This window comes from Pseudomonas silensiensis, from assembly GCF_050434865.1.
GTDB classification, from domain to species: Bacteria; Pseudomonadota; Gammaproteobacteria; order Pseudomonadales; family Pseudomonadaceae; genus Aquipseudomonas; species Aquipseudomonas fluorescens_W.
The window spans coordinates 81,506-100,007 of record NZ_JBNDJH010000021.1; the positions used below are offsets into that span (position 1 = coordinate 81,506).

An 18,502-nucleotide genomic window follows, 5' to 3' on the forward strand; every position below is an offset into this window, starting at 1 on the left:
GGCACGTCAGCAGATGTGGATTCCGCATAGAAGCGCGATTTCCAGTCCGGTTTTGAGTACCTGTCGCGCTCAAAAACGTTTTTACACACCCTCGGCCAGGAGCAGCCATGCGGACCACCTAAAAAACGGACGACTTGATGTATTCACTGATTCACCATGGTGTGACAGCGATCCAACACAAAAAAAACAGCTATCGTCATAAGTGTCGGTCTGTCCTAGACCAGAAGCGTACTGATGGAGTTCTTATGAAAAGGACCAATCTTACTGCTGTTGTCACCACCCTTCTCGCGGGAACCGTCCCAACACTTTCTAGCGCTACATCTCCTACAGATCCAGTTTTCGCCTTTGGCTTGTTGGGAAGCTATAGCGTTCTCGAATTCACAGGGCACAGAAGCACGAACACCGAACACATTCCGGAAGGAGGGTTATTTCTCTACTTTGGCAACAAAATGACGGCTCAAACCGGCTTTGTCTATCAAGCAGAAATAAGTGGGCAGTACTCTGAAAAACAGAATCAGAGAGTAAAGGATGGCCAGGCCGACCTGGATCTTGGCTGGCGGACTGAGTTGAATGCGCACAACTCAATAGATCTATTGCTGGGCGGAGGATACAAATGGAATCAATTTCAGCCGGAGTCTAACAAGTACGACATCGACCTCACCAGCCGCACTACTTTCGCCAAAATCGCTGCGGGCTACAATCATCGATTCAACACTGCAACACTGCGTTTTGAAGCGGGAATTCGAAGGGTCATAAATGGTGACTCGCAGCTAAAAGTCCACGGTATCAACAGCGAGAGTCTGGATTTAAAAGACAACAACAATCCTTTTGCCGAACTGAGTTTTCTATTTAATCAACAAGGATCAATTCCGGTCATAGCATCCCTATACTACAAACGCTTCAATTATGACCTAGATGGTCAATTTGCAGTGACTGACCTCGACAAACAAACCAGGGAGGAATATGGCGTGAAATTGGGCTTGGTTTTTTAACTCAATGACAAAGGCAATGACAAAGGGGACAGATCTATTTTTCTCATAGAAAATAAATCCACCCCCTTTAGCTACTACTCCCTCATAGCCTTTCTAAACCGACAACAGTTCCAGTAACACTCAAACCAAACCAGTTTTTTTGAATTAATTTCTGAATAGACAGGACAACCAAGTTAAACCCAATCCTGCAACCATCATAAACATCAAACCTATCAGCATCTAATCTCTTATAGTCGAAAGTGAAAAAAGGGGACTGAAAAAAGGGGACAGACTTATTTACTCGTAGCTATCCAGTCGATTTCCTCCATGCGATTGCTCAGATCTCCTGAACCATCGCAGCAAGACTCGCCTAAGCCCCGCCCCCCCAATCCTGATAAACTCCCCACCTCCCAGCCCCGCCCATCTCAGAACCGCCAATGCCCCCAATCACCGCCACACCCGCCCCGCTCTCCCGCCGCTTCTCCGTCGCCCCGATGATGGACTGGACTGATAGGCATTGCCGTTTTTTCCTACGCCTACTCTCCAAGCACGCCCTCCTCTACACAGAGATGGTCACCACCGGCGCGCTGCTCAACGGTGATCACGACCGCTTCCTGCGTCACAATGAAGCCGAGCACCCGCTCGCGCTGCAACTCGGCGGCAGTGTGCCGCTGGACCTGGCGATGTGCGCGCGCATGGCGCAGGAGCACGGTTACGACGAGGTGAATCTGAATGTCGGCTGCCCGAGTGATCGGGTGCAGAACAATATGATCGGTGCGTGCCTGATGGGGCATCCGCAGTTGGTGGCGGATTGTGTGAAGGCGATGCGCGATGCGGTGTCGATTCCGGTGACTGTGAAACATCGGATCGGGATCAATGGGCGGGACAGTTACGAGGAGTTGTGTGATTTCGTCGGCACGGTTCGGGATGCCGGGTGCACCAGTTTTACAGTGCATGCGCGGATTGCGATTCTGGAGGGGTTGTCGCCGAAGGAGAACCGCGACATTCCGCCCCTGCGCTATGACGTGGCGGCGCGGCTGAAGACGGATTTTCCGGAGCTGGAGATTATTCTCAACGGCGGGATCAAGACGCTGGAAGCCTGTCAGGAGCATTTGCAGACGTTCGACGGTGTGATGTTGGGTCGTGAGGCGTATCACAATCCTTATGTGATGGCCGAGGTGGATCAGCAACTGTTCGGCAGCACGGCGCCGGTGATCAGCCGGGCCGAGGCGCTGGCGCAGTTGCGGCCTTATATAGCGGCGCATATTGATGCGGGCGGCTCGATGCACCACATCACTCGGCATGTGCTGGGGCTGGGCACCGGGTTTCCGGGGGCGCGCAAATTTCGGCAGTTGTTGTCGGTGGATATTCACAAGGCTAAAGAGCCTTTGGTGTTGCTGGATCAGGCGGCGGAGTTGTTGGAGGGTCGGTAACCGGAAAATCCCTAGCTACGTTAATGGAGTGTCATTGATGGCAACGGCGAGGCTAACGACGCAAGGACGAATTACCATTCCAGCGCAGGTTCGCACCTCGCTCGGGTTGGCCGCAGGTGATCACGTCGAATTTGTAACGTTGCGAGACGGCAGCGTTGAATTTTTGGCCAAGACGGGCTCGGTTCATGCGCTCAAAGGTCTTATCTCCAAGCGGTCCAAGACGAGAGTTGTGAGCCCGAACCCGTCGCCGGATCTAATAAAAGGCAATTAGCCTCCAATTGTCAGCCACTACGTCAAAGACGTATGATCGAAACCATGCTGACAATCATTGAATCCAAGCTTTTTACAAAACTCTGGCCGGATTACTGGACTGAAGAAGAACGTGGTGCGTTCATGTCCTATCTGGCGAACAATCCGGACGCAGGCGCAGTGATCCCCGGCTCAGAGGGATGCCGAAAAGTGCGCTGGAGCATGGATGGTCGCGGTAAAAGTGGCGCGGTTAGAATTATCTACATCGCGCAACTTGCCAGCGGCGCCTTGGTCACATTGCTGATCTACGGCAAAGGCGCCACAGAGAACATCCCCGCGCATATACTGCGCAAAATCGCAAAGGAGCTGAATCATGCCCCTGACTGAAAAAGAACTGATGGAACGGGATGCCAAACGCAATATTGGCGAAGAACTGTTGGCGTCGATTCTTGAAGTCAAAGCCGGCCTACACGGCGACGTTCACAAAGTTGAAGTAACCGAGGCTGCAGAGGCCCGAAGCAAAACCGGTCTATCGCAACCGAAGTTTGCGGAGCTGCTGGGCGTTTCCGTACGCACTCTGCAGGAGTGGGAACAAGGACGTCGGTCCCCTTCCGGGGCTGCACGATCGCTCCTTCATATCGCCGCTATTCGCCCTGACGTTTTCCGAGACGTATTGGCGAACTGAAGTCATGAATGTGGACCTTCTGGGCGCTAACTGTCACCCAGGTTGAACCTGCGCCCGAATTTGGCATCGTATTTACCGATACCGCGCCCCGCCATTCAAACAGCCGTTTTCACGTTGTTGCCGCTGGGGCCCTCGATACGTACACGCACCCTTGAGTGGCTGTCAGCGCTCGGGTAATGTCATTAGACCCATAGGACAGAGCACGCCCATGACTTCCAAGCTGGAACAACTCAAACAAATGACCACCGTGGTTGCCGACACCGGCGACTTCGAAGCTATCGCTCGCGTTAAACCCGTGGACGCTACCACCAACCCTTCCCTGCTGCTGAAAGCGGCGGCCATTCCCGGTTATGCCGAGTTGCTGAACGCTTGCGTCAGCGACTGCAAGGGCGATGTGGGCCTGGCCAGCGACCGTTTTGGCGTTGCGGTAGGGCAAGAAATTCTGAAAGTGATCCCTGGCCGTATTTCCACCGAAGTGGATGCGCGCCTGTCGTTCGACACTGACGCCGTATTGAAGCGTGCGCACCGTCTGATCGACCTGTACGACAAGGCCGGCATTGGCCGTGACCGCGTGCTGATCAAGATCGCTTCTACCTGGGAAGGCATCCGCGCTGCCGAAATTCTCGAAAAAGAAGGCATTCAGACCAACCTGACGCTGCTGTTCTCGTTCGCTCAGGCTGCGGCGTGTGCTGACGCCGGGGTGTTCCTGATTTCGCCGTTCGTGGGCCGCATCTACGACTGGTACAAGAAGGCCAACGGCAACGACTACACCGGCGCGGATGATCCGGGCGTGCAGTCGGTGACGCGCATCTACAACTACTACAAGGCCAATGACTACAAGACTGTGGTCATGGGTGCGAGCTTCCGCAACCTGAATCAGATCGAGCAACTGGCCGGTTGCGACCGTCTGACCATCAGTCCGGATCTGATTGATAAGCTGGCGGCGGATACTGGCAAGCTGGAGCGCAAATTGGCCCCGGGTCATGCCGGTGAAGCGCGTTTGAGCTTGAATGAAGCGCAGTTCCGTTGGTTGTCCAACGAGGACGCGATGGCGACCGAGAAACTGGCTGAAGGTATTCGTCAGTTTGCTCGTGACCAGGAAAAGCTTGAGGCATTGCTGCAAGCCAAGCTCTGATCCAGTAAGAGCAAACGCAAAAAGGGCGAACCTTACCGGGTTCGCCCTTTTTTATATGTCGATTTTGGGGCTGCTTCGCAACCCAGCGGGAGCAAGCTCCCTCGCCACAGGTATGCAGTGAATCAGTGGCGCTCGAGGGCGTTCACCAGATCATGGAACGCTTCACGATTGGAGTCGTTGAGGCCCATGAGGATCTTGTGCGCTTCAAGCACTTTGATCCGTACCACTTCTTCGGACTGATCCTGGTCTGGCAGGTCGGTCAGGCACTCAGGGCACGGGATCGGGCGGTCAACGATGTTGAACACTTGCTCGAAGCCCATGGACTGCAGCAGACGGGTGATGTCTTCGTGGGTGGTGACGACGGTCGGCAGCAAGCCGACCTTTTGCCGCGACAGGATCGACAGCTTGGCCAAAAGGCCAAGGGTGGTGCTGTCGATGCTGCGGGTTTCGGTCAGGTCGATCACGATTGCGTTGAAGTTCAACGCCGTGAAGATCCGCTCAATAGTCGCATCCAACGCCGAACACAGGGTCAGGCGAACTTCACCGACGAACTTCAGGACGAAGGTGCCATCCTGCTCGGCGAACTGGATTCTACCGGTACTCATTAAAGATTCCTGCTCAACACCAACAGGGCGATATCATCCGGCATCTCCCCTAGCGTGGCCAATCCAAAAACCTGCCGCAGACCATCCAGGCTGCCGCCCGCTGCCTTGACCCGTTGGGGCAAAGCCGCTTCTTTTTCTTTGAGTGTAGGTTCTGGCAAAAGGTCCAGAATGCCATCGGACATCAGCGTCAGGCTGAACGTCGGCGGCAGCTCCAGTACGTGATCTTCGTAAGTGGCTTCATTGAAGAGGCCCACCGGCAGACCACGCCCTTCCAGATAACGAACACTGTCTGGCGTGTACAACACAGGCAACGGCAAATGACCGCCGATGCTATAGGTCAACAAACCTGTCTCCTCGTCGATGACTCCACCGACCATTGTGACGTGTTTGCCCAGCTTACAACTGATCAGGCCTCGGTTGATATGACCAAGGACCTCTGAAGGCTTGAATTCCGGCAATGTACCGCTGCGCTTGGATTCGAACAGCAAACGCGTGGTCATGAACTTCAGCAGCACGGTAACGAAGGCTGAAGAGGCGCCATGACCGGAAACGTCCGCCAGGTAGAAGGCTACCCGACGCTCGTCGACCCGAAAGTAGTCGACGAAATCACCCGACAGGTACAGCGACGGGATGATCTGGTGGGCAAACTGGAACTCGTCGATGGTCCAAGGGCTGACTGGCAGCATGTTCATCTGCACCTGGCGACCGGCGTTCTGGTCTTCCTGGAGCAGGTTCAGGCTGGCGGCGAGCTCGCGGTTGGCCTTTTCCAGCTTCTCGCGGTAGCGCTGGTTTTCCAGCAGCAGGCGCGCACGATCCAAGGCCCGGCGCACAGAGTGCTCGAGCACAGCCAGATCTTCGAGAGGCTTGATCAGGTAGTCCGCCGCGCCCAGGCGCAGGGCCTCGACCGCGTCGTTCATCACGCCGGCGCCCGAAACCACGATCACCGGGGTTTGTGGCGACAGCTCGGTGACCTGGCGAATGAGTTCGAGTCCGCCCATCTGTGGCATGCGCAGATCGCAGATGACCAAGTCGGGCTTGTCTTGCTCGAATACCTGAAGACCCTGCTGGCCATTGCTGGCCTGCAAGACGCTGAAACCACTGTCTTCCAAATAGGCGGCGAGGCTCGCGCGCACTACTTCGTCATCATCGATTATCAGCAGCGTGGCACTGGTTTTTGGCATGTGGGCAAACGGCGCCAGAATTAGGTTGGCGTAGCAGGCAGGGGCTTTGTCCCGGCTCACACTACTGGATTCGCTTTCTAGCCTCTCTACTGCACTGTTTTCGAGCATTTGCCCTACACACAGGTACACCAGAGGTGCCCTTCTAAGGCGCAGACGGTACTCCCATCCGCGGGGCGTTTCAAGCTCACGCCGATGGTCGCTTGACGTCTTTCGATTTCAAATCACCGGGAGTTATAAGAACAGGCAAAACCGTAACGTAATGGAAGGTTCAAACCCATGAGCCAAACCGGTCCCGGAAGCCAAACGAAAGAAGGCGGCCCACTGGCCGCCTTCATCGTTTTACCGGTCGAAATCAAAAATCGTCTTCGACCTTGCCGTCTTTTACTTTGAATTCGCGGTTCTGCAAGTACGCATTGCGGATGAAGGTGTACTTGTCGCCGGTGATCAGCTTTTCGCTCGACAGCAGACTGGCGCGGGTGTCGATGATGTTCAGGCCAAAGATCGAGTTACGCACAGGCACGTCGTTGATGTACGGGTACGGGCCGGTGTAGCCGTCGACATACTTGGAAGGCGCGTCACGCAGGGTGCTAGGGCCCAGAAGCGGCAGCATCACGTATGGGCCGCTGCCTACGCCCCAGTAGCCGAGGGTCTGGCCGAAGTCTTCGTCATTGCGTTGCAGGCCCATCTTGGTGCCCACATCGAAGAAGCCCAGCAGGCCGAAGGTGGTGTTGAAGATCAAGCGTGCGGTGTCGACGCCAGCGGCGGCCGGTTTGGCCTGCAAGATATCGTTGGCAAGGTTGGTGACTTCACCGACGTTGCGAAACATGTTGTGGATGCCGTCTTCAAGGAATTGCGGCGTCACGAACTGATAGCCCTGGGCCAAAGGCTTCAGCGCATAGGTGTCGAGCACATCGTTGAACTTGTAGATCGGGCGGTTGATGCTTTCCCAAGGGTCGTCTTCCGAGGCTGCCTGGGCAACGAACGGAACCAGCAAAACGCTGGTAAACACACAAAACTGAGCTAGATGATTGCTCCAGCGCATAGAAAAACTCCTTGGATTGTACTGGCACGGGCCCTTGGCCCAAGCGTTAAGCGGACTAGTATAAGACGGAAAAGCCGCTTTAGGCAGCACCGTGCAAGGCAGCCTGCAGTTCATTCGTGTGGATTCACATCAGTGTCACCCAACTGTCACCTTCGCCGCCTAGCCTTGAGGCTATTTCAGGGACGTTGATATGCCGCACGCCGAAACCTTGCCCCACATTGCGCCCAGCCTGACCGCCGTCCTGTTCGGCCTCAGTGGTTGCCTGGTGGATTTCGGTGCCCGCACACGCGCACATGGCGCCCCCTCTGCCCTGCACGCCGAGGCCACGCCCGGTGCGCTGGATAGCCTGCGCAGCTTGCAGCATCAGCAGATTCCCTGTGCCTGGCTCGATGAACTCCCCCCTGCCCTCAGCCATTCCCTGGCCGCTGCCTTGCCTTCATGGATCAAACCCTCGCAACAATCCGAAACAAACAATCCATGGCCGGCACCGCACGCCTGCTGGCAAGCCTTGATGACGTTGAATGTTGAACGACTGGAGGGTTGCGTGCTGGTCAGCGGCGAACCGCGATTGCTGCAAGCAGGGCTCAATGCCGGATTGTGGACGATTGGGCTGGCGTCCTGCGGCTCACTCTGCGGCCTGGCGCCCAACGAATGGCAGGCGCTGACTCAGCAGGAACGGGAATTCAAACGCGGCAAGGCAACGATGGAACTGTTTGGTCTGGGTGTGCATTCGGTGATCGATCACCTCGGTGAACTCGACACCTGCCTGGCCGACATCAGCCTGCGCCGACTCAAGGGCGAAAAGCCCTGATCGAGATCATGCAGGTTGCGCGCGAGTGGATTAATCTAAAGGTCAAGCCATAGACCTTTGGCATGCTGCTGCGGTCTATGCCAGTGCCTATCGATAAAAGGAAGAACGCCATGCCTGCCCGCGAACTGCAACAACAGCTCAATACTCTGCGCGAGCAATTGGAACAGAATCCACCGCTGACCGAAGCCGAGCGCGAAGACCTGCACGCGCTGATGCAACAGATCGAACTGGAACTGGAGCTCGAAACCAAAACCCAGGACTCCAGCCTCGCCGACAATGTGAACCTGGCCGTCGAACGCTTCGAAATCGAACACCCGACCCTTGCTGGTACCTTGCGCAACATCGTGCAAGCCTTGGCCAACATGGGGATCTGAACCCGTCAGATACAAAAAAGCCCCGCTAGTGATAGCGGGGCTTTTTTCTTACTGGCGGACCAGCCGATGGTTCGGCAACTGCACGTCTTCAGTACTGCGATACGGGTTGATGTCCAACCCACCTCGGCGCACATACCGCGCATACACCGTCAATTTCTCCGGTTTCAACAACCGTTGCAGGTCGAGAAAGATCCGCTCCACGCACTGTTCATGAAAGTCCGAGTGCTGACGGAAGCTCACGATGTATTCCAGCAAACTCGCGTGATCCAGTGCCGCGCCACGGTATTCCACCGCCACGCTGCCCCAGTCGGGCTGACTGGTGACCGGGCAGTTGGATTTAAGCAAATGACTGTGCACGCTCTCCTCCACGATGCGCGATTCATCGCAACGCAGCAGTTCCGGGCGCGGATGCTCATAATTGCTGACGCTGATATCCAGATCATCAATGCACACACCCGGCAACGCCACGACGCCTTCGGCCTCGACGTCTTTCAGGCTGCGAATCCGCACGCCGACCGGTTTACCGGCAGCGGCCGACAGGTCTTTCGCCAACGTCGCTTCAAGGCTCGCAGTGTCGGCAAATGGAGTCTGGTTCAGGGAGTTGAGGTACAGCTTGAACGACTTCGATTCGATGATATTCGGCGAATCCGCCGGGATACTGAATTCGCCAATCGCCACCACTGGCTTGCCGGACGGCAACAGCCACGACAGCTCGAAGCAATTCCAGAAATCCACGCCCTTGTACGGCAGGGTTTCAGCCGTCAGGCCCAGCTCGGCCCATTTCGCGGTGCGCGGAATCGGGAACAGCAAGGACGGCGTATAGGTGGCGATGTATTCGCTGGATTTGCCCAGCGGCGAGTGTTCGGCTGCGGGATGCATGGCGGAAACCTGACTGAAGAATCAGCGGATTCTACCAGCCTTTGCTCCCGCCTTTGAGTGCTTACTGACTGACAGTCAACTTGCCGACCATGCCAGCCTGGTAATGACCGGGGATATTGCAGGCAAATTCCAGGTTGGTGGCCTTGGTGAAGGTCCAGGTCAGCTCGGCGGTTTTGCCCGGCTCGACGAGCACGCTATTGGGGTCGTCGTGCTTCATTCCATGCTCCATACCGGCCATGGCGCCGTGGTCCATATCCTTCATGCCTGTAGGCATCAGCATGCCGCTCTGCTGCATCTTCATCATTTCCTGCTGATGTTTGGCGTGCATTGCCGCGTCACCGAGGTTGAACTCGTGCAACAACTGCCCTTTATTCACCAACACAAAACGAACCGTCTCACCGGCCTTGATATCAATCGCCTTGGGCGTGAACGACATGTCGCCCATGACGAATTCAACGCTGCGAGTCGCTTGGGTCGCCGGGGCCGGTTGGCCAAAGTCGTAGGTATGCGCCGGGGCAGCCCACGCCGGCGAGCTCAGCGCCAGCAAACACGCGACGCGCATCAGTGATTTGCGCAAAAACATAGTCGTACTCCAACAAGATAAGGTTCAGCCTGTGGAAAACTCTAAACTGCTGCTACTGCCCATAACCTGACAGCCAGATTACAACTTTGTCAGGTTGACCTGTATTCACGCTGCCCACGGTATAAAGCGTTCGTTCCATTTACCTCGAGTCGCCCATGAAACTGCTGATCGTCGAAGACCAACCGAAAACTGGCCACTACCTGCGCCAGGGCCTGACCGAGGCCGGTTTCAATACTGAACTGGTGGCGGACGGCAGCACCGGCCAGCAACTGGCGCTGACCGGCGATTACGCGCTGTTGATTCTTGATGTGATGCTGCCCGGTCGCGATGGCTGGCAGATTCTGCAAGCGGTGCGCGGCGCCGGCCTCGACACGCCGGTACTGTTTCTGACAGCGCGAGACGCGGTGGAGGACAGGGTCCACGGCCTCGAACTGGGCGCCGACGATTACCTGGTCAAGCCTTTCGCCTTCTCCGAACTGCTGGCCCGGGTCCGCAGCCTGTTGCGCCGTGGTAACGCCACACCTCAGGAAACCAGCCTGCAACTGGCGGACTTGCGTCTGGACCTGATCCGCCGGCGGGTCGAGCGCAGCGGTCAGCGCATCGATCTGACGGCCAAGGAATTCGCCCTGCTGGAAATGCTCCTGCGCAGGCAAGGCGAAGTCCTGCCCAAATCGTTGATCGCTTCCCAGGTCTGGGACATGAATTTCGACAGCGACACCAATGTCATCGAAGTGGCAATCCGTCGTTTGCGCCTGAAGATCGACGATGAATTCCCCAACAAGTTGATTCACACCGTGCGTGGCATGGGTTACGTCCTTGAAGAGCGCCCCGCCTGATGCGTCGACTTTCGTTAAGCAGCCGCCTGGCGCTGCTGTTCGCGGCGTGCACCGCCGTGGTGTCGCTGTTCGCCGGAGTGTTGTTCAGCCAGGCCAGTGAAGCGCATTTCGTTGAACTCGATCAGCAGTTGCTGGACGGCAAGTTGATTGGTTTGCGTCGGGCACTTCATGACATTCAGTCGAGTGAAAGTGAAGTCAGACTGGCCGATGAATTGAGCCGACAGGCTGACCTGTCGCTGCGAATCACCGGCAGCGACGGCAAGCGCTGGTATGACAGTTCAGCGAGCCTGCCCCAGGCGTTGCCGACCCAACCGGGTTTGTCCACGGTGAGCAGCGACGATACCGACTACCGCGTCCTCAATGCTCCGTTGTACCTCGACAAACCTGACTCGCCGCAGCTGACCTTGCTGCTGGACATCACCCATCACCAGCACTTTCTGCAACGCATGCAGCACCTGATCTGGCTGACGGTCGGCTTGTCGGCACTGGCCACCGCCCTGCTCGGTGCCTGGGCCGCGCGCAGTGGGCTGCGTCCGTTGCGGCGCATGAGTGCGGTTGCCAGCGGGGTTTCAGCGCAATCGCTCAGTGCACGCCTGCCCGAAGAAAACATGCCGCCAGAACTCGCGGAAATGGCCCACAACTTCAACGCGATGCTCGGACGCCTCGACGACTCTTTTCAGCGGCTCTCGGCCTTCTCCGCCGACATCGCCCATGAATTGCGCACGCCGTTGTCGAACCTGCTGACCCACACCCAGGTCACCCTCACCCGCCCACGCCCCATCGAGGATTACCGCGAAGCACTGCACAGCAACCTCGAAGAACTGCAATGGATGGCGCAACTGGTCAACGACATGTTGTACCTCGCCAAGGCTGACCACGGGTTGTTGATGCCCAAGCGCGAACCGCTGGAGCTGGCGGAAGAAGCGGATTTGTTGCTGGAGTTTTATGCGCCGCTGGCAGAGGACGCTCAGGTCAGGTTGAGTCGTGAAGGCAGTGCGCGCATGGAGGGCGATCGCAGCATGTTGCGGCGGGCGCTGTCCAATTTGCTGGACAATGCGTTGCGGTTTACGCCGGTCGAAGGCGAGGTTCGGGTGCGAATTGTTGATCAGCCCAAGGGGTTGAGCCTGACGGTCGAGAACAGCGGCGACGCAATTGACGGGGCGTTGCTGCCGCGTTTATTTGATCGCTTCTACCGGGCTGATCCGGCGCGCCAGGAAGGCAGTAGCGAACATGCGGGATTGGGGTTGGCGATCACTCAGTCAATCATCCGCGCCCATGGCGGGCAGATTCGTTGCGAATCGGATAACGGGTGGACGCGGTTTGTGATTGAGTTGCCCAAGGGAGATTGAGGCCAGCAGGTCTGGCCCCTTCAAGTCTAAACATACAAGCGAGCCTGCTCGCGATAGCGGTGTAATGACTTACGAATACCGCAACGCGGTAGCCGGCTCGACTTTCGCCGCACGCCATGCCGGGTAAACGGTGGCGAGGAAGCTCAGAATGAACCCGGCGGAGCAGATCAACGCCACATCCGCCCCCTGCAGTTCGGACGGCAAGTTGCTGACGAAGTACACGTCGGAACTGAAGATATGCTGCCCGCTGACCCGCTCCATCCAGCCCACCAGTTCACTGACGTTCAGCGCCGCAATCACGCCGAGCACACCACCAATCAACGTACCGACAACCCCGATCACGGTGCCCTGCACCATGAAGATCGCCATGATCTGCCGCGGCGTGGCGCCGATGGTGCGCAGGATCGCGATGTCCGCGCCTTTGTCGTTCACCACCATGATCAAGGTTGCGATGATGTTGAACGCCGCCACGGCGACGATCATCAGCAACAGCAAACCGATCATGGTTTTTTCCATCTTCATCGCACTGAACAGACTGCCCTGTGTGTGAGTCCAGTCATCTGCCTTGTAAGCGGTGCCCAGCCCGCCAGCAATATCGCTGGAAACCTTAGGCGCTGCGTACAAATCCTTTACCGCCAGGCGCACGCTCTGTACCTGATTCGGTTGCCAGTGCTGCATTTGCGCAGCATCGGCCATGTGGATCAGCGCCATGGAGCCGTCCAGCTCGGCGCCGACCTTGAACACGCCGACCACGTTCAACCGCTGCATGCGCGGGGTGATGCCGCCCGGTGCAGTGCTGACTTCCGGCACGATCAGGGTGATCTTGTCGCCGACGTTCAAGCGGAAACGTCGAGCCGTGATCTCGCCGATCACCACACCAAACTCACCCGGTTTCAAGGCATCGAGACGACCCTGAACGATGTGTTGGGCAACGATCGACACCTTGCCTTCCAGCGCCGGATCAACGCCGCTGACCTGGATCGGCTGCATCGTCCCCTTGTAGGACAGCATGCCTTCCATCTCGGTGAACGGCACGGCGGCTGTCACTTCAGGATTCTTCATGGCCGCCGCGGCGACGGGCTGCCAATCGTCGATCGGATTGACGCCGACGATTGTCGCGTGAGGCACCATGCCGAGGATGCGCGAACTCATTTCGCGCTGGAAGCCGTTCATCACCGACAACACCACGATCATTGCCAGCACGCCCAGGGCGAGGCCGATCATCGAGGTCATCGAGATGAAGGAAACAAAGCGATTGCGGCGCTTGGCACGGGTATAGCGTGCGCCGATAAAGATCGATAACGGTCTGAACATTCGCTGGGCACCGTATAAAAATAAAAGACCCGACGTACTGTTCAGTACGCCGGGTTTCGGCCAATCAAATGGGCGTCAAGTAACCTTCCTGCAAATGCAGGACGCGATCCATCTGGCGGGCCAGGTTCATGTCGTGAGTCACCACCAGGAACGCCGTGCGCATCGAGGTGCTGAGTTCCAGCATCAAATCCTGAATGCCCTGGGCGGTGTGGGAGTCGAGGTTGCCAGTCGGCTCGTCGAGCATCACCAGGCCTGGCTTGTTCACCAGGGCGCGGGCGATGGCCACGCGCTGACGTTCACCACCGGACAATTCGGCCGGTTTGTGTTCCAGACGATGGCCCAGCCCTACCCGCTCCAGCAATGCCGTCGCACGCTGACGCGCTTCCGGGATTGCCGTCTTGCCGATCAGCAGCGGCATGCAGACGTTTTCCAGCGCGGTGAATTCCGGCAGCAAGTGGTGGAACTGGTAAACGAAACCCAGCGACCGATTGCGCAGCAAACCGCGAGCCTTTTCGTTCAGCGCCGACAGCTCTTCACCGGCCAGCCAGACGCTGCCCTTGGTCGGTGTATCGAGGCCGCCCAACAGGTTGAGCAAGGTACTTTTGCCCGAACCCGAGGTACCGACAATCGCCACGCGCTCACCCGGATGCAGCTCCAGCTGCAGACCGGCCAGAACCTCTACCGATTCCGGGCCTTCCTCGTAGGATTTGCCCAGGTTGCGGCAGCTCAAGATTGCTTTATCACTCATGCCCGACTCACTCATAACGTAGCGCCTCCGCAGGCTGGGTGCGCGCGGCACGCCAGGCTGGATACAGGGTGGCGAGGAAACTCAGGACCAACGCGGCGGCGCAGACCATCAACACATCCTGGCTCTGCACTTGCGACGGCAGGTAATCGATGAAGTACACGTCGGCGTTCAGGAATTTGTGCCCGATCAGCCCTTCGAGGGCCGAAATCGCGGCGCTGACGTTCAGCGCGGCGAAGATCCCGACCACGGCGCCGATCAGCGTACCGATCACTCCAATGACGGTGCCCTGGACCATGAACGTCGCCATGATCGAACCTGGAGTGGCACCCAAGGTACGCAGAATCGCAATGTCGCCCTTCTTGTCGTTCACCACCATCACCAGTGTGGAAATAATGTTGAACGCAGCGACGGCGACGATCAGCAGCAACAGCAGACCGATCATGGCTTTTTCCATACGGATCGCCTGATACAGATTGCCGTGCGTGCGTGTCCAGTCGCGGGCATAGAAATGGTCTTCGCCGAGTTGCTGGGCGATGCTCCACGCGACGCGTGGTGCCTGGAACAGGTCGTCGAACTTCAGGCGGACGCCCTGGACCTGATCCGGTTTCCAGCGATGCAGCTTGGCCAGATCCTGCAAATTGGTGATGCCCAGGTAGCCGTCCAGTTCACCGGCACCGACGTGGAAGATGCCGACCACGGTAAAGCGTTTCATGCGCGGGAACATCCCGGCCGGGGTCACAGTGACTTCCGGCGCCACAAACGTCAGTTTGTCGCCGATCGCCGCACCCAACTTGGCCGCGGCCTTGTCACCGATGACGATGCCGAAACTGCCCGGTGCCAGGTCATCGAGTTTGCCCTGCTGCATGAAGTTATCAATGATCGAGACCTGCCGTTCCAGCGCAGGATCAATGGCATTGAGCAGGACTTTGGAGACCTTGCCGTTGTTGGTCAGCAAACCCTGCATCTGGGTAAACGGCGCCACGGCCGTCACCTGCGGGTTCTGCTTGACCTTGGTGGCCAGGCTTTGCCAGTCACTGATCGGCTCAGTGGACTCGATGGTCGCGTGGGGCACCATGCCCAGCACGCGGGTGCGCATCTCATGATCGAAGCCGTTCATGACCGACAGCACCACGATCATCACGACCACGCCAAGGGCGAGTCCGATCATCGAGGTCAGGGAAATGAACGACACAAAATGATTGCGACGCTTTGCACGGGTATAACGCGTGCCAATAAATACGAAGAGAGGTCTGAACATGTCGGGGCTTGTTCGGAGGGAAAAGGAACGTCCTTGTGGCGGGGGTCGGTAACCAGCTTTACACTCAGACCACCGCCGCTACCATGGGTTCGCCATGTCGACATTAGATGAAGAAGATCGCCGCGAATACTACCGTATCGAGGACACGATCGCACTGGAAATTCGGCCCCTGTCCGCTCCCGAAGCCGCAGGCCAGGATGTGTTGCAGGATGCTTCCCCACTGTTCAACTTGCTCAGCGAGCTGCACCTGAGCGAATTCGAGTCACAGCACCTGTTGCGCCAGATCAGTGAGCGCGACCGGAATCTCGCGGCGTTCCTGAAATCCCAGAACAAACGCATCGACTTACTGAGCCAGGTGATCGCAATCACCGTGCTCGGGCAGATCGGCGAGCCGCAGCCGGTGATCATTTCCGAAGGCGGGATCGAGTTTCAGCATCCGACACCGATTGCCGAGGACACACATCTGTCGGTCAAACTGGTGCTGATGCCGCAAGCCCTCGGACTCTTGTTGCGGGCTCGCGTCACCCACTGCGATCGCAAAGGCGACGGCTACGACGTCGGCACCGAGTTCGAATACCCGACCGATGCCCAGCGCCAATTGCTGGCCCGCTACATTTTGCAGAAGCAGGCCCAGGAACGACGTCTGGCCCGCGAACAAAACGAATCAGGCATTTAATTTAAGGAAGAACCGTGACTCTCATCTACGGCCATCGCGGCGCCAAGGGCGAAGCACCGGAAAATACGCTGACCAGTTTTCAGCAATGCCTCAAGCACGGCGTGCGCCGCTGCGAACTGGACCTGCACCTGTCCATGGACGGCGAGCTGATGGTCATCCACGACCCGACGCTCAAGCGCACCACCGACCGTCGCGGCAAAGTCGTCGAGCACACGGCGGCCGAGCTGGTGACCTACGATGCGCGCACTGGCGGACCAGGCTGGATCAAACCGTGCCCGATTCCAACACTGGAAGAACTGTTCGATAAATGCGATTTCGAGCACTGGCAGCTGGAAGTCAAAAGCGCTTCGCGCACCCGCGCAGCGACTACCGTGCTGGCGATTCGCGAAATGGCTCAGCGTTTCGGCCTGCTCGACAAGGTGACAATCACCTCGAGTTCGCGGGAAGTATTGAAAGCTGCGCTGGACTTCGTGCCGGATGTGTCTCGCGGATTGGTGGCCGAGTACGCCTGGCTCGACCCGCTGAAGGTCGCGCAAAGCTATGGCTGTGAGATTCTGGCGCTGAACTGGACCCTGTGTACGCCGGAACGCCTGCAGAAGGCGCAGCGTCAGGGGCTGCATGTGTCGGTATGGACAGTCAACGAGCCCGCGCTAATGCGCAGACTCGCCGACTTCGGCGTTGACAGCCTGATTACAGACTTTCCCGGTTTGGCCAGCGCCACGCTCGAGAATTGCTGAAATCGGTCTCCCCGGCCGGCTCAGGCCACCGGCCGGAGCCACTCAAAAAAGCCGGTTGAGGCCATCGTACGCCGCTACTCGATAGGCTTCGGCCATGGTCGGGTAGTTGAACGTCGTGTTGACGAAGTACTTCAGCGTGTTCAGTTCGCCCGGCTGGTTCATGATCGCCTGACCGATGTGAACGATCTCCGACGCCTGATAACCGAAGCAGTGAACGCCCAGCACTTCCAGGGTCTCGCGGTGGAACAGAATCTTCAGCATGCCCTGAGGCTCGCCGGCGATCTGTGCACGCGCCATACCCTTGAAGAACGCCTTGCCCACTTCGTATGGCACCTTGGCCTGAGTCAGCTCCTGCTCGTTCTTGCCGATCGAGCTGATCTCCGGAATCGTATAGATACCGGTCGGCACGTCGTTGACGAAGCGCCAGCTATTGTTATCAACGATGCTGCCAGCGGCCGAACGGCCCTGGTCGTGAGCAGCACTGGCCAGGCTCGGCCAACCAATCACGTCACCGGCGCCGTAGATGTTCGGCTTGCAGGTACGGTAGGCCTCGTCCACTTCGATCTGGCCACGACTGTTGACCTTCACGCCGACGTTTTCCAGACCCAACTGATCGGTGTTGCCAGTACGGCCGTTGCACCAGAGCAAGGCGTCAGCCTTGATCTTCTTGCCGGACTTGAGGTGCAGGATCACGCCGTTGTCCACGCCTTCGACGCGATCGTAGTCTTCGTTGTGGCGAACCGTGATGTTGTTGTTGCTGAAGTGATAGCTCAGGGCCTGGGAGATTTCCGAGTCGAGGAAACTCAGCAACTGACCGCGGTTATCCACCAGTTCAACCAGTACACCCAGACCGCTGAAGATCGACGCGTACTCGCAACCGATCACGCCAGCGCCGTAAACGATGAGTTTGCGCGGGGTGTGGCCGAGGCTGAGGATGGTGTCGCTATCGTAGATACGCGGGTGATGGAAATCGATGTCCGCCGGACGATAAGGGCGCGAGCCGGTGGCGATGATGATGTGCTTGGCCACCAGTTTTTCGACCACGCCGTTGGCGCAGACCACTTCGATGGTTTGCTCGTCGGCGAAGCTGCCGGTGCCGAAGAACACGTCGACGCGGTTACGGGCGTAGTAGCCAGTGCGCGAAGCGACTTGTTTGGAGATAACTTTTTCAGCGCTTTTCAGCACGTCCGGGAACGAGAACCAGCGTGGCTCACCAATGGCCCGGAACATCGGGTTGGTGTTGAACTGCATGATCTGCCGGACCGAGTGACGCAGTGCCTTGGACGGGATGGTACCCAGGTGGGTGCAGTTGCCGCCGACCTGGCGACGGCTATCGACCATCGCCACCTTGCGCCCTGCTTTGGCGGCGTTCATTGCCGCGCCTTCTCCCGCAGGGCCGGAACCCAGCACCACCACGTCGTAGTTGTAGACAGCCATGCATACTCCTCAGAACAGGCCGCGGCGCCCTCGGCACCTGCGGCTAAATCACGCCGATCTGCGGCGTGAAGGAACAATTTGGGGCCAGTACAGAACCCGGACACAGTCTATATAAGCGTCAACGCCGCGCACATTAACCCTTGGTCGCGTCGTAGGCTAGTTTTGCCTGCACTACAACGCCAGTCTTTGCGGCTTGGAT

General features: G+C 57.8%; 21 protein-coding genes. 12 read left to right on the top strand and 9 right to left on the bottom strand.

Annotation, left to right across the window (positions count from 1 at the left end; all coding sequences use genetic code 11):
* Positions 1-245 precede the first annotated feature (245 nt).
* The 6 genes from QF010_RS25285 (at position 246) to tal (ending at position 4,473) form a co-directional block, all read left to right on the top strand.
* Positions 246-992: a hypothetical protein gene (locus tag QF010_RS25285; protein WP_429534166.1), complete on the top strand. Its 747-nt coding sequence runs from the start codon at positions 246-248 to the stop codon at positions 990-992.
* A gap of 416 nt (positions 993-1,408) precedes the next feature.
* On the top strand, positions 1,409-2,404 hold the full coding sequence (gene dusA, locus QF010_RS25290; protein WP_082459291.1) for a tRNA dihydrouridine(20/20a) synthase DusA: 996 nt from the start codon (positions 1,409-1,411) through the stop codon (positions 2,402-2,404).
* A 37-nt stretch (positions 2,405-2,441) separates the two neighbouring features.
* Entirely contained in the window at positions 2,442-2,675 is a 234-nt protein-coding gene (locus QF010_RS25295) for an AbrB/MazE/SpoVT family DNA-binding domain-containing protein (protein ID WP_082459292.1), read from the top strand.
* Positions 2,676-2,719: 44 nt separating this feature from the next.
* A complete protein-coding gene (locus QF010_RS25300; protein WP_185753262.1) occupies positions 2,720-3,040 on the top strand; it encodes a transcriptional regulator in 321 nt (106 codons plus the stop codon).
* Positions 3,027-3,338 carry a helix-turn-helix domain-containing protein gene (locus QF010_RS25305; RefSeq protein WP_033061895.1) on the top strand — a complete coding sequence of 104 codons (312 nt, stop codon included), beginning with the start codon at positions 3,027-3,029 and terminating at the stop codon, positions 3,336-3,338. The genes QF010_RS25300 and QF010_RS25305 overlap by 14 nt, the downstream gene beginning before the upstream one ends.
* 208 nt (positions 3,339-3,546) lie before the next feature.
* Entirely contained in the window at positions 3,547-4,473 is a 927-nt protein-coding gene (tal, locus tag QF010_RS25310; protein ID WP_008151357.1) for a transaldolase, read from the top strand.
* Positions 4,474-4,595: 122 nt separating this feature from the next.
* On the opposite strand, the gene rssC is transcribed toward tal, so the two are convergent.
* The 3 genes from rssC to QF010_RS25325 form a co-directional block, all read right to left on the bottom strand.
* A complete protein-coding gene (gene rssC / locus QF010_RS25315; protein ID WP_007935262.1) occupies positions 4,596-5,078 on the bottom strand; it encodes an anti-sigma factor antagonist RssC in 483 nt (160 codons plus the stop codon).
* Entirely contained in the window at positions 5,078-6,259 is a 1,182-nt protein-coding gene (gene rssB / locus QF010_RS25320; protein ID WP_010456296.1) for a two-component system response regulator RssB, read from the bottom strand. Before rssB ends, rssC begins: the two co-directional genes overlap by 1 nt.
* Positions 6,260-6,611: 352 nt before the next feature.
* Entirely contained in the window at positions 6,612-7,301 is a 690-nt protein-coding gene (locus QF010_RS25325; RefSeq protein ID WP_033061896.1) for an MlaA family lipoprotein, read from the bottom strand.
* Between the two features lie 190 nt (positions 7,302-7,491).
* On the opposite strand from QF010_RS25325, the gene pcrP reads away from it, so the two are divergent.
* Together pcrP and QF010_RS25335 are read left to right on the top strand one after the other, a co-directional pair.
* On the top strand, positions 7,492-8,112 hold the full coding sequence (gene pcrP, locus QF010_RS25330) for an HAD superfamily inactivated hydrolase PcrP (protein ID WP_429534167.1): 621 nt from the start codon (positions 7,492-7,494) through the stop codon (positions 8,110-8,112).
* A gap of 110 nt (positions 8,113-8,222) precedes the next feature.
* Positions 8,223-8,486: a DUF4404 family protein gene (locus QF010_RS25335; protein WP_008151367.1), complete on the top strand. Its 264-nt coding sequence runs from the start codon at positions 8,223-8,225 to the stop codon at positions 8,484-8,486.
* A gap of 48 nt (positions 8,487-8,534) precedes the next feature.
* Here the strand turns inward: QF010_RS25335 and queF are convergent, their stop codons facing one another.
* Together queF and copI are read right to left on the bottom strand one after the other, a co-directional pair.
* On the bottom strand, positions 8,535-9,365 hold the full coding sequence (gene queF / locus QF010_RS25340; RefSeq protein WP_429512597.1) for an NADPH-dependent 7-cyano-7-deazaguanine reductase QueF: 831 nt from the start codon (positions 9,363-9,365) through the stop codon (positions 8,535-8,537).
* Between the two features lie 61 nt (positions 9,366-9,426).
* Complete coding sequence (copI, locus tag QF010_RS25345) at positions 9,427-9,948, bottom strand: copper-resistant cuproprotein CopI (RefSeq protein ID WP_033061899.1); 522 nt, start codon at positions 9,946-9,948, stop codon at positions 9,427-9,429.
* Positions 9,949-10,103: 155 nt separating this feature from the next.
* Here copI and QF010_RS25350 point away from each other — a divergent pair, with 155 nt between their 5' ends.
* Both QF010_RS25350 and QF010_RS25355 read left to right on the top strand, forming a co-directional pair.
* Positions 10,104-10,784 (top strand): heavy metal response regulator transcription factor, encoded by a 681-nt coding sequence (locus QF010_RS25350; protein WP_008151374.1) that lies wholly within the window; start codon positions 10,104-10,106, stop codon positions 10,782-10,784.
* A complete protein-coding gene (locus tag QF010_RS25355; RefSeq protein ID WP_429534168.1) occupies positions 10,784-12,133 on the top strand; it encodes a heavy metal sensor histidine kinase in 1,350 nt (449 codons plus the stop codon). Before QF010_RS25350 ends, QF010_RS25355 begins: the two co-directional genes overlap by 1 nt.
* Positions 12,134-12,202: 69 nt before the next feature.
* Here QF010_RS25355 and QF010_RS25360 read toward each other — a convergent pair whose 3' ends face one another.
* From QF010_RS25360 to QF010_RS25370, 3 genes are all read right to left on the bottom strand, one after another.
* Complete coding sequence (locus tag QF010_RS25360; protein ID WP_429534169.1) at positions 12,203-13,447, bottom strand: lipoprotein-releasing ABC transporter permease subunit; 1,245 nt, start codon at positions 13,445-13,447, stop codon at positions 12,203-12,205.
* 64 nt (positions 13,448-13,511) lie between these two features.
* The gene (lolD, locus tag QF010_RS25365) at positions 13,512-14,195 is read right to left on the bottom strand and encodes a lipoprotein-releasing ABC transporter ATP-binding protein LolD (protein ID WP_185753189.1); all 684 of its coding nucleotides are present in this window, start codon (positions 14,193-14,195) and stop codon (positions 13,512-13,514) included.
* 7 nt (positions 14,196-14,202) lie between these two features.
* Positions 14,203-15,453 (bottom strand): lipoprotein-releasing ABC transporter permease subunit, encoded by a 1,251-nt coding sequence (locus tag QF010_RS25370; protein WP_429512591.1) that lies wholly within the window; start codon positions 15,451-15,453, stop codon positions 14,203-14,205.
* A gap of 94 nt (positions 15,454-15,547) precedes the next feature.
* On the opposite strand from QF010_RS25370, the gene QF010_RS25375 reads away from it, so the two are divergent.
* Both QF010_RS25375 and QF010_RS25380 read left to right on the top strand, forming a co-directional pair.
* Positions 15,548-16,129, top strand: a complete 582-nt coding sequence (locus QF010_RS25375; protein WP_033061905.1) for a PilZ domain-containing protein — start codon at positions 15,548-15,550, stop codon at positions 16,127-16,129.
* A 14-nt stretch (positions 16,130-16,143) separates the two neighbouring features.
* Positions 16,144-16,866 (top strand): glycerophosphodiester phosphodiesterase, encoded by a 723-nt coding sequence (locus QF010_RS25380; protein ID WP_429512589.1) that lies wholly within the window; start codon positions 16,144-16,146, stop codon positions 16,864-16,866.
* 42 nt (positions 16,867-16,908) lie between these two features.
* Here QF010_RS25380 and sthA read toward each other — a convergent pair whose 3' ends face one another.
* Entirely contained in the window at positions 16,909-18,303 is a 1,395-nt protein-coding gene (gene sthA, locus QF010_RS25385) for a Si-specific NAD(P)(+) transhydrogenase (protein ID WP_046055269.1), read from the bottom strand.
* Between the last annotated feature and the right edge of the window lie 199 nt (positions 18,304-18,502).

Coding starts and splice junctions, on each gene's coding strand:
- QF010_RS25285 (WP_429534166.1), top strand. CDS start 246: ATGAAAAGGACCAATCTTACTGCTGTTGTCACCACCCTTCTCGCGGGA.
- dusA (WP_082459291.1), top strand. CDS start 1,409: ATGCCCCCAATCACCGCCACACCCGCCCCGCTCTCCCGCCGCTTCTCC.
- QF010_RS25295 (WP_082459292.1), top strand. CDS start 2,442: ATGGCAACGGCGAGGCTAACGACGCAAGGACGAATTACCATTCCAGCG.
- QF010_RS25300 (WP_185753262.1), top strand. CDS start 2,720: ATGCTGACAATCATTGAATCCAAGCTTTTTACAAAACTCTGGCCGGAT.
- QF010_RS25305 (WP_033061895.1), top strand. CDS start 3,027: ATGCCCCTGACTGAAAAAGAACTGATGGAACGGGATGCCAAACGCAAT.
- tal (WP_008151357.1), top strand. CDS start 3,547: ATGACTTCCAAGCTGGAACAACTCAAACAAATGACCACCGTGGTTGCC.
- rssC (WP_007935262.1), bottom strand. CDS start 5,078: ATGAGTACCGGTAGAATCCAGTTCGCCGAGCAGGATGGCACCTTCGTC.
- rssB (WP_010456296.1), bottom strand. CDS start 6,259: ATGCCAAAAACCAGTGCCACGCTGCTGATAATCGATGATGACGAAGTA.
- QF010_RS25325 (WP_033061896.1), bottom strand. CDS start 7,301: ATGCGCTGGAGCAATCATCTAGCTCAGTTTTGTGTGTTTACCAGCGTT.
- pcrP (WP_429534167.1), top strand. CDS start 7,492: ATGCCGCACGCCGAAACCTTGCCCCACATTGCGCCCAGCCTGACCGCC.
- QF010_RS25335 (WP_008151367.1), top strand. CDS start 8,223: ATGCCTGCCCGCGAACTGCAACAACAGCTCAATACTCTGCGCGAGCAA.
- queF (WP_429512597.1), bottom strand. CDS start 9,365: ATGCATCCCGCAGCCGAACACTCGCCGCTGGGCAAATCCAGCGAATAC.
- copI (WP_033061899.1), bottom strand. CDS start 9,948: ATGTTTTTGCGCAAATCACTGATGCGCGTCGCGTGTTTGCTGGCGCTG.
- QF010_RS25350 (WP_008151374.1), top strand. CDS start 10,104: ATGAAACTGCTGATCGTCGAAGACCAACCGAAAACTGGCCACTACCTG.
- QF010_RS25355 (WP_429534168.1), top strand. CDS start 10,784: ATGCGTCGACTTTCGTTAAGCAGCCGCCTGGCGCTGCTGTTCGCGGCG.
- QF010_RS25360 (WP_429534169.1), bottom strand. CDS start 13,447: ATGTTCAGACCGTTATCGATCTTTATCGGCGCACGCTATACCCGTGCC.
- lolD (WP_185753189.1), bottom strand. CDS start 14,195: ATGAGTGATAAAGCAATCTTGAGCTGCCGCAACCTGGGCAAATCCTAC.
- QF010_RS25370 (WP_429512591.1), bottom strand. CDS start 15,453: ATGTTCAGACCTCTCTTCGTATTTATTGGCACGCGTTATACCCGTGCA.
- QF010_RS25375 (WP_033061905.1), top strand. CDS start 15,548: ATGTCGACATTAGATGAAGAAGATCGCCGCGAATACTACCGTATCGAG.
- sthA (WP_046055269.1), bottom strand. CDS start 18,303: ATGGCTGTCTACAACTACGACGTGGTGGTGCTGGGTTCCGGCCCTGCG.